Origin of the sequence: Faecalibacterium sp. i21-0019-B1 (assembly GCF_042852915.1) — a bacterium.
Taxonomy (GTDB): Bacteria; Bacillota; Clostridia; order Oscillospirales; family Ruminococcaceae; genus Faecalibacterium; species Faecalibacterium taiwanense.
The window spans coordinates 1,130,662-1,144,495 of the sequence record NZ_AP031425.1 but is presented as its reverse complement, the minus strand read 5'-3'; the positions used below and the strand labels follow the sequence as shown (position 1 = coordinate 1,144,495).

Below are 13,834 nucleotides of genomic sequence, written 5' to 3'. Positions count from 1 at the left end.
GTTCACTCTTTAAAATAAATCATTGTTGCCGCGCACAGCGCTGCGGATGAAGTAATTGTTGTCCAGTTCATCGCCAAAGGTGGAGAACTCGCCATGGCCGGGCAGCACCTGCGTGCCGCGCGGGATGGGCAGCTTTGCCAGTTTACGCAGACTCTCGGCCATCTGTGCACTGCTGCCGCCCTCCAGATCGGTACGGCCGATGCTGCCTGCAAACAGGGTATCGCCGCAGAAGAGATACTCGCCGCACAGCAGCACCACGCCGCCGGGCGTATGGCCGGGCGTGTGCCAGACCGTGAACTGCAGCTCGTCTACCGAGACAGTCTCCCCTTCTGCGTAGCCGCAGTCCGCTGCGCTCAGCGGATACATGCGGTCGCCTGCAAGGTCGGCAGCCTCACAGTAGAGCTTTGCGTTCCACTCGGTGCGCAAGGCTTCGGCGCTGCCCACATGGTCGTAGTGGCCGTGGGTGCACAGGATGGTGGTGAGCTGCGCATTGTTTTCCTTTAAAATTTTATCGTAGGTCTGCGCATCTGCCGCCGGGTCAATGACCACGGCATGGCCTGCGTCGGAAATGAGCAGGAAGGTATTGGTATACAGCGGCGCAGCGCCCGGAATATGAAAAGCCTGCATGGCGGTCACTCCTTTTTCTTCCACTCGTCGGTATCGATGATAATGGTGCAGGGTCCTTCGTTCACAAGAGCCACCTGCATGTCCGCGCCAAACTCGCCGTGCTGAACATCCTTCAAGCCCTGTTTGTTCATCTCTGCAAGGAACAGCTCGTAAGCATCCACGGAGAGCGGCGGCTTTGCGGCCTTGATAAAGCTGGGCCGGTAGCCTTTTTTCGTGTCGCCGTAAAGGGTGAACTGGCTCACCACCAGAGCCGAATAGCCAAGGTCCTTTGCGCTGAGATTCAGCTTGCCCTCTGCGTCCGGAAAGATGCGCAGGCCCGCGCATTTATCGGCAAGCTTGGGCACGATGTCCAGACTGTCGGTATCCCTGACACCCAGCAGGATCATAAGGCCCGGCCCGATGGCCCGCGGCTCACCGCCGTTTACCCGCACACTGGCGGAAGACACCGCCTGAATGACTGCACGCATGTTTTAGCTCCTTGTCACCTTGAGCACGTCCTTCACCTTGGAAAGTCTTGCGACCACGCGGTTGAGGTGCTCGGTATTGTTGATGCCGATGGTCAGGCTGACCATGGCGCAGTTGTTTTCCACCTGACGGGCGTTCACCGCATAGATGGGCACCCGGATATCCGCCAGCGCAGCCAGCACATCCTGCAGCAGCTCGTTGCGGTTCAGCGCAATGATCTCAATGCCGGCCTTATAGCTGTCCCTGACGCTGTCGGCCCAGTACGCCTTGACCCAGCGGGGGGCGTTGGTGGGATCCTTCATGCTGGAAATGGCATTGGCGCAGCTCTGCTTGTGGATGGAAACGCCAAAGCCGCGGGTGATAAAGCCCACGATGGGGTCGCCCGGCAGCGGGCTGCAGCACTTGGCAAACTTGATGGGGGTGTTATCGAAGCCTTCCACCACCACGCCGTCGGTAGCGTGCACACGGCTCAGGTCCACCTTGGGCAGGTCTTCCCCGGCCTTTTCCTCCGAAGCTTTCAGCTTCTGCCACTCCTCCTTGAGCTTGGGCAGGCAGTTGGCAATGGTCATGCCGCCGTAGCCGATGGCGGCATAAAGCTCCTCGGCATTGTTCTGGCGCAGGCGGCGGGAACAGCTGTTGATAAAATCGTCCAGCTGGTCGTCCGGAAGGATGATCATTTCCCTGCGCAGCTCACGGGCCAATGCATCACGTCCCTGCGTGATATTTTCCTCGCGGCGCATCTTTTTGAACCAGTTTCGGATCTTACTCTTCGCTTCGCTGGTGCGCACGATCTTGAGCCAGTCGCGGCTGGGGCCTTTGTCCGCCGGGCCAAGGATCACTTCGATGATCTCGCCGGTGGAAACGATGTGGTCGATGGGCACCATGCGGTTGTTCACCTTGCAGCCCACCATGCGGTTGCCCACCGCCGAATGGATCGCATAGGCAAAATCGATGCAGGTAGCGCCGGTGGGCAGGTTGATGACATCGCCCTTGGGGGTAAAGGCAAACACTTCCTCCGGCAGCAGGTCGCTCTTGAGGTCGTGCAGCAGATTGCCGGAATCCTCGCTGACGCGCTGGTTTTCCAACAGCTGGCTCACCCATGCCAGACGTTCGTCCAGCTTGTCGTGGCCATCCAGACCTTCTTTATACTTCCAGTGGGCCGCAACGCCGTACTCGGCCTGCTCGTCCATCTTGCGGGTGCGGATCTGCACCTCAAAGGGGATGCCCTCGTGGCCGATGACGGTGGTGTGCAGGCTCTGGTAGCCATTGGGCTTGGGAGTGGAGATATAGTCCTTGAAGCGGTTGGGCAGCGGATGGTACATATCGTGGATGAGGCCCAGAGTGCTGTAGCACTCGGCCAGCGTATCCAGAATGACACGCACCGCATAGATATCGTAGATTTCATCAAAGGACTTGTTCTGCATGATGGTCTTGCGGTAGATGCCGTAAATGCTCTTGACGCGGCGCTTGATGGTAGCGCCCTCAATGCCGCTTTCGGCCAGCCTCCGCTCGATCACACCGGACACCTTTGCAAGGAACTCCTCGCCTGCACGCTCACTGAGCATCCGGCTGATCTCCTCGTAGCCCACAGGGTCAAGGTAATGCAGGCTGCGGTCTTCCAGCTCTTCCTTCACGTTCAGGATGCCCAGACGGTTGGCGATGGGGGCATACACCTCCATAGTCTCGCGGGCTTTATCGCGGCGCTTCTGTTCCGGCCATGCATCACCGGTGCGCATGTTGTGCAGCCGGTCGCACAGCTTAATGATCATCACGCGCACATCGCGGCTCATGGCCAGCAGCATCTTGCGCAGGTTTTCAGCCTGCAGTTCCTCAATGTTAGAGAACTGGATCTTGGTCAGCTTGGTCACGCCGTCCACCAGCAGGGCAACTTCCTCGCCAAAGGCGGCTTTCAGGTCGTCCAGCGTAGTGGGAGTGTCCTCCACCACATCGTGCAGCAGGGCCGCAGCAATGCTCTCGGAGTCCATGCCAAGATCCAGCACCAGTCGTGCCACAGCCAGCGGATGGCAGATATACGGCTCGCCGCTGCGGCGGCACACCCCCTTGTGGGCAGTGTTGGCAAGGTTATATGCCTTTTCGATCATCTCCATATTGTAGGAGCGGCCACTGGCCTTGATGGCCTCGCACAGCTTTTCCCAGGTAACGATCTCCGGCCGCACCTCCGAAGGCAGCGCGCCTTCCGGGGCATCGGCCAGCTGTGCTGTTGCAGAAACGGTAGCCGTTTCCTGCACCGGTACCGGCTGATGCAGGTGGGTCTTTGCGGAGTAGAGATCCTCTTCCCGCACCGGCTTCGGTGCAGGGACAGCAGTTTTCTTTCCCTCTGGCATTTTACATTCCCTCCAAACATTTCAGGACCGGGGCATCCGCAAGGTTCTTTTTGCTCTGCGCAGGCACAAGCTCCAGATATTTTGCCCCACCCTTTTCCACCGTGGCGATCAGTCCCACCTGTTCCAAGGCCGTCACTGCCACCAGTGTTTTGCCTGTATTTTCCTCGCCCAGTTTTGCGCACAGCGGCTGCAGATCTTCTGCGTGCCAGCGGCGCGCCTGCAGCTCACGGTACACTGTGACGATATCACTACGCTCAGGCGTAATAAGCTTTTTCTGTTCCTCAGTCAGGGGTGTGCCGCGGCGCAGCGCCACCACAAAAGCAGCCTGCTCCGCAAGCGTTGTGCCCAGCCCTGCCGGATGCAGGTCCAGAATGCGGCCCGAAAGCTGTGCGCCCCGGGGCGAATCGTAGACCGAAAGGTTCAGCGCAGCATCCACCACATCGCCCATGGCATAGGGCAGCTGTTCCGGCGGCATACCGAACCACACGGCATACACGCTGGCATTACCCTGCCGCAGGCGCAGGCGGCTGTGCCTGCCCTCCGATACCGGGTATACCCCATCCAGCACGGCGTTCTGCAAAAGGAACACCGGGGTCGGGTTCTCGGCCCCATAGGGAGCCAGCTGGTCGAGCTTCCGCACACTTTCCACGGTCACACGGTCCAGATGGATGGGCAGATCGCACTCCAGCGGGGTGGTATGCAGCACCGGGCATTCCCGTGCTGCCCAGTCGTTCAGGCGGCGGCGCAGAGCGGGCAGATTTTCTTCCCGCACCGAAAGGCCCGCAGCCATGGCATGGCCGCCGTAGCGGATGAGCAGATCTGCGCAGGCACCAATGCAGGCATGCAAATTGAAGCCCTGCACGCTGCGTCCGCTGCCCTTGCATTCGCCGTGCTCGTCGATCGTCACCACGATCACAGGCCGGCCGGTGCGTTCCACCAGCCGGGATGCCACGATGCCAATGACACCGGGGTGCCAATCGCGGCCCCACAGCAGCATCACGCGGTCTTCCAGCCGCTCCGGTTCCTGTTCCAGCAGTTCCTGCGCAGCCTTGAAGATCTGCAGCTCTGTCTCCTGACGCTTTGTATTGATCTCGTTCAGTTTATGGGCCAGCTCTGCGGCGCGGTCTGGGTCCTCACACATCACCAGCTGCAAAGCCGTAACAGCGTTGTCCATGCGGCCAGCCGCATTGATGCGGGGCGCAATGGCGTAGCTGACATTTTCTGCGGTGACCGGTTTGCCCGCAAGGCCCACCTCTTCCAGCAACGCTTCCAGACCCGGACGGTCCGTGTTCTGCAGCTGGCGCAGGCCCGCCTTGACAAGGGTGCGGTTTTCGCCGGTAAGCGGCATCACGTCCGCCACAGTACCCACAGCGGCAAGGTCGCCGCAGTAGTCCAGCATTTCTTCCGGCGGGCAGCCATCCAGTGCGGCACACAGCTTGAATGCCACGCCCGCACCGCACAGGCCCTTGAAGGGACTGGTGTCGTCCTCACGACGGGGGTCTACCACGGCAATGGCCTTGGGCAGAGTTTCCGGCGGCAGATGATGGTCGGTAATGATCAGGTCAATGCCCAGTTCAGCGGCATAATCGGCTTCTTCCACAGCAGAAATGCCGTTATCCACCGTCACGATCAGCTTGCAGCCCTTATCGTGGATGGAACGGATGGCATTGCGCGAAAGGCCGTAGCCGTCGCCCTCGCGGCTGGGCAGCATGCATTTTACGGTAGCCCCCATGCCCTTGAGATGCTGGTACAGCAGGGCCGTGGCCGTCACGCCGTCCACGTCATAATCGCCGAACACCACAATGGTCTCGCCCTCGTCAATGGCCCGCCAGATGCGCTCACAGGCCTTGTCCATATCGGTGAGCAGCGAAGGGTCGCTCAACTCTTCCTCACCGGCAAGCAGGGTCAGTGCTTCGGTAGGGTCGGTAATGCCGCGGGCCGTCAGCACGCCCGCCAACAGGGCATTTTCCTTCTGCTGGGCGGCAAGGGCGGCCGCATATTTTTGCTCGCTCCACGGCTCGTCGTTCTGTGCGTTATATTCCAGTTCTTCGGTGGCCTGCTCCGCAATCGCCTGCGTCAGCTCCCGCAGCGCGGCACGGTCCAGCGGCTTCAGATTCCATGCACGGTAGGTCATTCAAAATTTCCTCCCGTCAGGCCGTCGTTGGCCAGCATTCCCTGCAGGGCGGCGATCTCAGAAGAGACATCCATCGCTACATCCGAGAGCAGCGTATCATACAGGGTGTCGTAGGCCTGATTCAGCGTGTGAAGGATGCCCGCGATATCGCGACGGATGGTCTCGGCGTTTTCGCCCTGCTGGCCCTGCACATCGTTGTAGGTGTGCAGCAGCTTGAGGGTGGTGGGGATATAGTATTCCGCAAAGCGGCGGGCCTTGGGCAGGCTTTCCGGGTGTGCTTCCAGCCAGTCACAGATGGCAGTGGTGGTGGTCTGCATATGGTCCAGCTCTTCGCGGCCCTGCGCATCCTGCATCAGCTGTTTTTCCTGCTGCAGCACGGCGGCAAAGCGGCGCGCCGTCTCAAGATTGAGCGGCACATCGTCTGTTTTTTCTGTCGCCGGTTCCGGCTGCGGCGGTGCCTTGGAGGCTGCGGCAGCTTCCTGCGCGGCACGGTAATCCTCAGCAGTCAGGTAAAGCTTTTCCGCTTTTTCGTCCACCCATGCACTCAGCCAGCCATTGCGGATGAATCTGCGCACCCGCTTGAGGGCACGGGCCTTTTTCTCGTCCACGGCTTCCAGCGGCAGGCCCTTTTTGCAGTCAAAGCCTTCTGCTGCCTCGGCCAGACGGAGCAGCGTCTTGCTGGCCTTCAGGCGGGATGCACCGGCAGTGATCATCCACACGAACACGGCGGTGACAGCCGCAAAGCACCAGCCGGTGATCCGCACCGCCCCCAGCGCAAAGCTGCCCATGGCTGCAGCATTTTCAGCCATAAAGCTGTCCTGCAGAAGAGCCTGCAGAACCGCCGCATTGGGCGTAAACAGGCCCGCCGCACCCAGACAGGAAACCGCCGTGATGCCAAAGATCACCGTAAACGTGATGCCGACTGCCAGCAATGCGCAGCCTGCGCTGTACCGCTTTTTGGCACTGGCGCGGATCTCGTCTGCCGGGGTCGTCTCTGCCTTGCCGAACATCTGCCGGAACCAGCCGGAAACACCTGCGGCCTGCGCGTTGATACAGTCCTCATTCAAGCCCTGTTTTTTCGTATTCTGCGCATTCTGACGGCTGCGGTAGTATTCCTCCCGACTGCTGCGGAACGCCTTTGCCGCTTCGCCAAGGCCAAAGTTTGCAGCATTCACCGCCGCACGGCCCACACCATAGGCGCGGTCACCAATGTCCTCCCCTTTGCCCTCAAAGCCATGGGCAAAGGCATCCGACACGGTATCGCCAAAGGCGCGCAGCTGGTTTTCCAGCTCCTGCTGCACCTGACGGCCCTCATTTTCTCTCATTGTATCGTTTTCACGATCGTTCATCGAATTCTTCTCACCCTTCTGCCGGTGCATACCGGCTGATGATGGCGCGGGCCACCCGCAGGCCATCCACGGCGGCGCTCATGATGCCGCCCGCATATCCGGCACCCTCGCCGCAGGGATACAGACCTGCCAGCTGGGTGCATTCAAAATTTTCTTCCCGCTTCAGCCGCACCGGGCTGCTGGTGCGGGTCTCAAGACCCGTAAGGATCGCTTCCGGCGCGGTATAACCCGCAATTTTGCGCTCGTAGGCGCGCAGGCCCGCCCGCAGCGTTTCGGCCAGCTCCTGCGGCAGCAGTGCGCCGAGGTCTGCCGCAGCAACGCCGCGGTCATAGGTAGGCTGCACGCGTCCAATGTTCAGCTGGCCGCGCCCTTCCAGAAAGCTCTGGATGTTCTCTGCCGGAGCGGCATACTCCCCTGCACTGCGCCCAGCGGCGTAGGCTTTGGCTTCCAGCTCCCGCTGGAACGCGATGGCCCGGCGCGGATCGTCTGCAAAGTCCTTGCCTCCCACGCTCACCACCACGGCCGCGTTGGCATTTTTGCCATTGCGGGCGTGGAAGCTCATGCCGTTGGTCACTACACGGCCTTCCTCGCTGGCCGATGCCACCACCTGCCCGCCGGGGCACATGCAGAAGGTGTAAACGCACCGCTCCCCCACATGCTGGGAGAGTTGATACTCGCCCCGCGGCAGAGCCGGATGCCCGGCAGCCTCGTGATATAAGCTCTTTTCGATCTCACTCTGCAGATGCTCGGCGCGGAAGCCCACGCTGAACGGCTTGCATTCCAGCTGCAGGCCGCCGTCCATCAGCATCCCGAAGGTATCGCGGGCCGAGTGGCCCACCGCGAACACCAAAGCTTCGCAGGCAAAGGTGCCATTTGTGGTAAAAATGCCGGTGAGCTGACCATTTTTCTGTTCAAAGCCGGTCAGGGCCGTGTTGAAATGCACCTCACCGCCCAGAGCTTCGATCTCCTTGCGGATAGAGGTGATCACACCGCGCAGCAGGTCGGTGCCCACATGGGGCTTCTGCTTCCAGGCGATCTCCTCCGGCGCACCGTGCTGCAGGAACACCTCGGTAACAAAGCCGCACAGCTCATCGCCGATGCGGGTGGTCAGCTTGCCGTCCGAAAAGGTACCGGCACCGCCCTCGCCAAATTGAATGTTCGCATTCACATCCAGTTCGCCGGTAGCAGAAAAATGTTCCACCGCCTTTACGCGCTCGTCCAGCGCCGGGCCGCGCTCCAGCACAATGGGCTGATAGCCCTGCCGGGCCAGCAGCAGCGCTGCAAACAGGCCCGCCGGGCCAAGGCCGCACACCACAGGCCGATGTGCCAGTGGCTGGATGCCATTCTGCACCGAAAAATCCACCTTCTGCTGCAGAGAAGCATCACCACAGCGGGCTGCAAAAGCCGCTTCCTCGGCAGGTTCTTTCAGGGTGACAGCCACGGTATACACCAGCTTGGGCTGGCCATGGCGGGCATCCACCGAGAGCTTTGCCACGCCCAGATGCTGCACCTTTCCGCGCGGGATGCGGGCAGCGTGCAGGGCTTTTTCAAATGCCTGCGGCTCTCCGGCAGAGAGCGGCAGACGGATGTTGCGAACCAGAATCATGTTATCGTGTGTTCCTTTTTGTTTCAGTTGCTTTCGATGCGGCACTGCAGCACATAGCTGCCCAGTGCAAAGATCTTGCCGTTGGAGGGCACATACAGGCGGCAGGCAATGTTCTGCTCGCCGGTCGCCACCGAGAAATCCTCGGCATCGATCTCAATGACCACCTGCTCCGGGGTCAGCGTTTCGATCGCGCCCTTGGGGCCGCAGAGCGTTACATTCATCAGGCGTTCGGTCTGCACCGTCAGCTGGTAGGTAGAGGGCAGGTTGACCACCTGCACGCAGGTATTGGGCAGGTTCATGGTCTTGGTTCCCAGATTGGAGCAGTCAAAGCTGACCGTTATGGTGGAAATGTTATCCAGCAGATAGATGTCTGCGGGCAGGTCGATGGGCAGCTCATAGCTCTTGTTCAGTGTAAAGGTGGAAAGGTCGATATTGCCGATGGGCAGCGTGGACAGCATATCGATCTTATCTGCCGGACCTGCCACCTTGAGCTGCTTGCGGCTGAGTGCATATACCAGCATCGAATCATCAAAATCACGCGGTGCATTGATGAAATTCACGTCCACCGGCAGCGTTGCCATCTTGTACACCTGCAAGGTCACATCCACGCTGTTCTCTTCCAGCTCCGTGTACTCAAACTTGACTTCCTTGCCGCCGGAGGTATAGAAGCGCAGCGGCGTGTTCAGCGTGATGGACTCGGTCAGTTCGCCGCTGTAGGTCACCTCTGCAGTGCAGGTAGCAACTTTATTCAGCTCACTGCTGGGGCCGGAAAGGGTGATATTCTCCTTGGAAACATCCGTACTATAAAGGATATAACCGTCCGCGATGGTCAGGTAGTTGGTGGTAATGGTAACGGGCAGGGTCTTTTCCTCCACCACGTCAAACACCACATCCACCGTGTTGTCATTGCCTTCCATGGTCACAGTCACACCGTTCAGCAGGCCGTTGGCACCGCGTACCAGCAGGCGCAGGGTCTTTTCGCCGCTGTCGCGTACGCTGGAAAAATCCGGGTAGACCACAAAATCGGAAGCCGTCAGCCCGCCGATGGTGTAGCCGTCGCCGGAGATTTTCAGGTTCACGGTCTTATCCTCGGCGCTGACGATGCTCAGGCCCCGGGAGGTGTAAGCAGCGGAATCGTAGGTATAATCCACCGGTACATTGTAGATGGTGTTGCTGGTGCCTGGCTGGACGATGATCGTGACCACCATCCATGCAACGATGGCACCCAGCACCGAAAGTGCCAGCCGGATGCGGCGGTCGTCCAGAATGTTTTTCTTATGGGCGACCGCAGGCTTTGCGCCATTTTTCTTGTTGGGTTCGTTGTTCATTGCGCATCGTCCTCCTTCTGGCTGACCCATTTCCACAGACGGTCCAGCTGACCGCGCCAGCCGCTGACCGTCGTCTTTTCGGTGGTGGTCTCCTTAGGGATCATCTCATCCACCAGACGGGTATACAGGGTCTGCCGGTCAAAATGGCGGATCAGCACGCCGTTCTTTGCCATGGAGATGATACCGGTCTCCTCGCTGACCACGATGGCGATGGCGTCGGAATTTTCGGCAATGCCAAGGCAGGCGCGGTGACGGGTGCCCATATCCTTGCCAAGATCCAGATTGTTGGAAAGCGGCAGCACACAGCCCGCGGCTTTGATGCGGCCATTCTCAATGATGGCAGCACCATCGTGCAGGGGCGTGCCCTCGTAGAAAATGGTGCCCAGCACTTCCAGATTGACCGCACTGTTCACCGGCGTGCCGGTGCGCACGATCTCCGAAAGGTTCGTGTGGCGTTCCAGCACAATCAGTGCACCGGTCTTGGTCTCAGAAAAGCGCTCTGCCGCATCGCAGATGGCAATGATGGCGCTGCGCCATGCACCCTTCAGGCTGGGATCGTTGTAGCGGCCTTTGACATTGAACAGCTTGGCGGCCCACTGGTCGGTCTGGCCCATGCGCTCCAGCGCACGGCGGATCTCCGGCTGGAACAGCACCACCAGCGTCAGCAGGCCCACCTGCAGCAGTGAGTTCAGCAGCCATGTGACGGTACGCATATTCAGCGTTTCTGCCACCAGATAGACGGCCATCACCAGCAGCGCACCCTTGAACAGCTGGCCGGCGCGGGTGCGGTTGACAATGCCCAGCAGCTGGTAAATCAGGAAGGAAATGATGATGATATCCAGCAAATCGACCAGTTTGAAGGTCTGGAAATTTGCAATGATCGCGTTCAGAGTCATTGGTACACGCTCCCGTTTACAGTGTTTCGATCAGGGCAACAGCGTGGGCGGCAATGCCCAGCCCCTCACCGGTAAAGCCCAGATGTTCCTCGGTAGTGGCCTTCACACTCACAGCGTCCACCGGCAGGCCGAAGGCATCGGCCAGATTCTGGCGCATGGCCGGAATGTACGGCGCAAGCTTGGGCCGCTGACACAACAGCGTCGCGTCGATATTTTCAATGCGGAAACCGTGCTCCTTTAAAATTTCGGCCACACGGCGGGCAAGCTTCAGGCTGTCAGCACCGGAGTAGGCCGGGTCATTGTCCGGGAAATGCTGGCCGATATCCCCCAGCGCAGCGGCACCCAGCACAGCATCCATCACCGCATGGGCCAGCACATCTGCATCCGAGTGGCCCAGCAGGCCTTTTTCAAAGGGCACTTCCACGCCGCCCAGAATCAACTTGCGGCCTTCCACCAGACGGTGCACGTCATAACCATGTCCAATGCGCATTTTGTGTTCCTCTTTCTGTTCCGGGCGGGGCAAGTCCTCGCGGGTCGTGATCTTATAATTGGCGTAATCGCCCTGTGTCAGCTGCACGGCGCGGCCGGTCAGCTCGAACAGGCTGCAGTCGTCGGTGACAAGGCGGGCTTTTTCGGCATCCAGCTCTTCCAGCGCAGCAAGGTACTCTGCGCGGTCAAAGCACTGAGGGGTCTGCACCGCATACAGGGTGCTGCGGTCGGGCGTTGTGTACACAAGGCAGGCATCCGGCACGGTCTTTCCGTTGCCGCGCGCTGCAGCCTTGATGGTATCCTTTACCGGTACGGCAGGTGCAGCTGCGCCGCACCGGGCCGCTGCTTCCAGCGCTGCTGTGATGACGGCCTGACTGGCGAAGGGTCTTGCCGCGTCGTGCACTGCCACAAGCTCCCCTGCTGCCGCCAGCACGCCGTTTTTTGCGCTCTCGGCGCGGGTGGTGCCGCCCGTTACGATCTGCACAGGCTTTGTGCAGTCTGCTGCCTGCTGCTCCACAAAGGCGCGGTTCTTACCGGCCACCAGCACGATCTCCGTGACAAGCGGGTCCTGTTCAAACGCGCGGATGCTGCGGTGCAGCACGGTCTCGCCGCCCAGATCAAAGCTGAGCTTGTCAAAGCCCATGCGTGTGGAAGACCCCGCCGCCACCAGTACCGCGGATACTCTCTTTTCCAATTTCTTCACCTGCCCGATTCCTATAGTAAGCCATATTTTATTATAGCGTATAACTTCCCAAACTGCAACCAATATTCTACAGCAAAAATGCCCCTCTGCACACAGCAGAGGGGCACAAACTTGTTCTTGATGGAGTTTACTTCAGGATCGGCTCGATGGCAGCAGCCAGAGCATCCTTCTGTGCCTGTGCTTCAGCCAGATCCTTGCCCAGAGTGGTGAAGTAGGTCTTGATCTTCGGCTCAGTGCCGGAGGGACGCACCACAACGGTCGCACCGTTTTCCAGACTGTAGATCAACACGTTTGCTGCAGGCAGGCCGGTCTCCTCGGGCTTCTTGTAGTCGGTCACCTTGACCACCTTGTGGCCAGCCAGCTCGGCGGGCGGGTTATCACGCAGCTTCTGCATGATGGAAGCCATCTTCTCCATGCCGGTCAGGCCGGGGAACTCGAAGCTGTCCACCTTGTTCAGGTAGCGGCCATACTGTTTATAGATCTCTTCCAGACGCTGCTTGATGGAGGAACCGATGCTGCGGTAGTAAGCGGCCATTTCGCAGATCAGCATGGAACCGATGACGGCATCCTTATCGCGTACATAGGGGCCGGCCAGATAGCCGTAGCTCTCCTCGAAGCCAAAGATGAAGCGGTCCACCTCACCGGCAGCTTCCAGATTTGCGATCTGGTCGCCGATCCACTTGAAGCCGGTCAGCACGCTGCGCATTTCCACGCCGTAGTGTGCGGCAATGGCATCGGCCAGCGGAGTGGACACGATGGACTTGACGGCCACCGGTTTTTTGGGCATGGTGCCCTTCTCGATGCGGCCTGCGCAGATGTAATCCAGCAGCAGAGCGCCCATCTCGTTGCCGGATACCAGCTCATAGCTGCCATCCGGGCACTTCATGGCAATGCCCACGCGGTCGGCATCGGGGTCGGTGGCCAGCATCAGATCGGCACCAGTCTTGGTTGCCAGCTCCAGACCCAGCTTCAGAGCCTCGAAAATTTCGGGGTTCGGGTAGGAGCAGGTGGTAAAGTAGCCGTTGGGGTACTCCTGCTCGGGCACGATGGTGATATCGGTGATGCCCATATCGTTCAGCACATGAGTGACAGGCACCAGACCGGAACCATTCAGCGGGCTGTACACCAGCTTCAGGCCGGCAGTCTTGCACAGGCCCGGGCGCACCTGACGGGCCTCAATGGCATCATACAGTGCCTTTTTGCAGTCATCGCCCACAAAGCGGATCAGGCCCTGCTCCACGCCCTCGGCAAAGGAGATGTACTTTGCACCGGTCAGCACATCCGTCTTCTGGATCTCATCGTACACGATGGCAGCAGCATCATCGGTCATCTGGCAGCCATCCGGGCCGTAGGCCTTGTAGCCGTTGTACTTGGCCGGGTTGTGAGAAGCCGTGACCATGATACCAGCATTGCACTGGTAGTAACGGGTAGCAAAGCTCAGTGCAGGCACAGGCATCAGAGCATCGTAAATGCGCACCTTGATACCGTTTGCCGCCAGAACGCCTGCGGCGGTCTTGGCAAAGATATCGCTCTTCAGGCGGCTGTCGTAGCTGATAGCCACAGTCTGGTTGCCACCCTGAGTCTTGACCCAGTTTGCCAGACCCTGCGTGGCCTGACGCACAACATAGATATTCATACGGTTGGTGCCAGCGCCCAGAACGCCGCGCAGACCAGCGGTGCCAAACTTCAAAGCCACAGCAAAGCGGTCCTTGATTTCGTCATCATTTCCCTCGATCTTGGCCAGCTCCGGCTTCAGATCAGCGTCTTCCAGCTCTGCAGCCATCCAGCGCTTATATTCATCCAAATACATCTTGCACACCTTACCTTTTGTAAATTTTTCCGCAAAAAAGAACAGGTTTGGTTAAACCTACTTATAATATAAACTCTCCGCG

Annotated in this window: 10 protein-coding genes; all 10 read right to left on the bottom strand. The window is 59.6% G+C overall.

Going from position 1 to position 13,834, the window contains the following annotated elements:
- Window positions 1–9 precede the first annotated feature (9 nt).
- On the bottom strand, window positions 10–627 hold the full coding sequence (locus ACGHP1_RS05585; protein WP_097774817.1) for an MBL fold metallo-hydrolase: 618 nt from the start codon (window positions 625–627) through the stop codon (window positions 10–12).
- Window positions 628–632: 5 nt separating this feature from the next.
- Window positions 633–1,094, bottom strand: coding sequence for a D-aminoacyl-tRNA deacylase (dtd, locus tag ACGHP1_RS05580; protein ID WP_005940113.1), 462 nt, complete (start codon window positions 1,092–1,094; stop codon window positions 633–635).
- Window positions 1,095–1,097: 3 nt separating this feature from the next.
- On the bottom strand, window positions 1,098–3,437 hold the full coding sequence (locus ACGHP1_RS05575; protein WP_390508262.1) for a RelA/SpoT family protein: 2,340 nt from the start codon (window positions 3,435–3,437) through the stop codon (window positions 1,098–1,100).
- A gap of 1 nt (window position 3,438) precedes the next feature.
- Window positions 3,439–5,571, bottom strand: a complete 2,133-nt coding sequence (recJ, locus tag ACGHP1_RS05570; RefSeq protein ID WP_390508260.1) for a single-stranded-DNA-specific exonuclease RecJ — start codon at window positions 5,569–5,571, stop codon at window positions 3,439–3,441.
- A complete protein-coding gene (locus tag ACGHP1_RS05565) occupies window positions 5,568–6,920 on the bottom strand; it encodes a 5-bromo-4-chloroindolyl phosphate hydrolysis family protein (RefSeq protein ID WP_349137259.1) in 1,353 nt (450 codons plus the stop codon). The genes recJ and ACGHP1_RS05565 overlap by 4 nt, the downstream gene beginning before the upstream one ends.
- A 10-nt stretch (window positions 6,921–6,930) precedes the next feature.
- The gene (locus tag ACGHP1_RS05560) at window positions 6,931–8,526 is read right to left on the bottom strand and encodes an NAD(P)/FAD-dependent oxidoreductase (protein ID WP_005940109.1); all 1,596 of its coding nucleotides are present in this window, start codon (window positions 8,524–8,526) and stop codon (window positions 6,931–6,933) included.
- Window positions 8,527–8,549: 23 nt separating this feature from the next.
- Window positions 8,550–9,854 (bottom strand): YbbR-like domain-containing protein, encoded by a 1,305-nt coding sequence (locus ACGHP1_RS05555; RefSeq protein WP_097774813.1) that lies wholly within the window; start codon window positions 9,852–9,854, stop codon window positions 8,550–8,552.
- Window positions 9,851–10,750, bottom strand: coding sequence for a diadenylate cyclase CdaA (gene cdaA / locus ACGHP1_RS05550; protein WP_005940107.1), 900 nt, complete (start codon window positions 10,748–10,750; stop codon window positions 9,851–9,853). The genes ACGHP1_RS05555 and cdaA overlap by 4 nt, the downstream gene beginning before the upstream one ends.
- Window positions 10,751–10,766: 16 nt before the next feature.
- The gene (ispF, locus tag ACGHP1_RS05545) at window positions 10,767–11,942 is read right to left on the bottom strand and encodes a 2-C-methyl-D-erythritol 2,4-cyclodiphosphate synthase (protein WP_390508257.1); all 1,176 of its coding nucleotides are present in this window, start codon (window positions 11,940–11,942) and stop codon (window positions 10,767–10,769) included.
- Between the two features lie 127 nt (window positions 11,943–12,069).
- Window positions 12,070–13,752, bottom strand: coding sequence for a phospho-sugar mutase (locus tag ACGHP1_RS05540; RefSeq protein WP_390508255.1), 1,683 nt, complete (start codon window positions 13,750–13,752; stop codon window positions 12,070–12,072).
- Window positions 13,753–13,834 lie beyond the last annotated feature (82 nt).

What these genes read in the sequence shown, in the direction of transcription:
- cdaA (WP_005940107.1), bottom strand. Translation starts at nt 10,750, where the DNA reads ATGACTCTGAACGCGATCATTGCAAATTTCCAGACCTTCAAACTGGTC.
- dtd (WP_005940113.1), bottom strand. Translation starts at nt 1,094, where the DNA reads ATGCGTGCAGTCATTCAGGCGGTGTCTTCCGCCAGTGTGCGGGTAAAC.
- ACGHP1_RS05560 (WP_005940109.1), bottom strand. Translation starts at nt 8,526, where the DNA reads ATGATTCTGGTTCGCAACATCCGTCTGCCGCTCTCTGCCGGAGAGCCG.
- recJ (WP_390508260.1), bottom strand. Translation starts at nt 5,571, where the DNA reads ATGACCTACCGTGCATGGAATCTGAAGCCGCTGGACCGTGCCGCGCTG.
- ACGHP1_RS05540 (WP_390508255.1), bottom strand. Translation starts at nt 13,752, where the DNA reads ATGTATTTGGATGAATATAAGCGCTGGATGGCTGCAGAGCTGGAAGAC.
- ACGHP1_RS05585 (WP_097774817.1), bottom strand. Translation starts at nt 627, where the DNA reads ATGCAGGCTTTTCATATTCCGGGCGCTGCGCCGCTGTATACCAATACC.
- ACGHP1_RS05575 (WP_390508262.1), bottom strand. Translation starts at nt 3,437, where the DNA reads ATGCCAGAGGGAAAGAAAACTGCTGTCCCTGCACCGAAGCCGGTGCGG.
- ACGHP1_RS05565 (WP_349137259.1), bottom strand. Translation starts at nt 6,920, where the DNA reads ATGAACGATCGTGAAAACGATACAATGAGAGAAAATGAGGGCCGTCAG.
- ACGHP1_RS05555 (WP_097774813.1), bottom strand. Translation starts at nt 9,854, where the DNA reads ATGAACAACGAACCCAACAAGAAAAATGGCGCAAAGCCTGCGGTCGCC.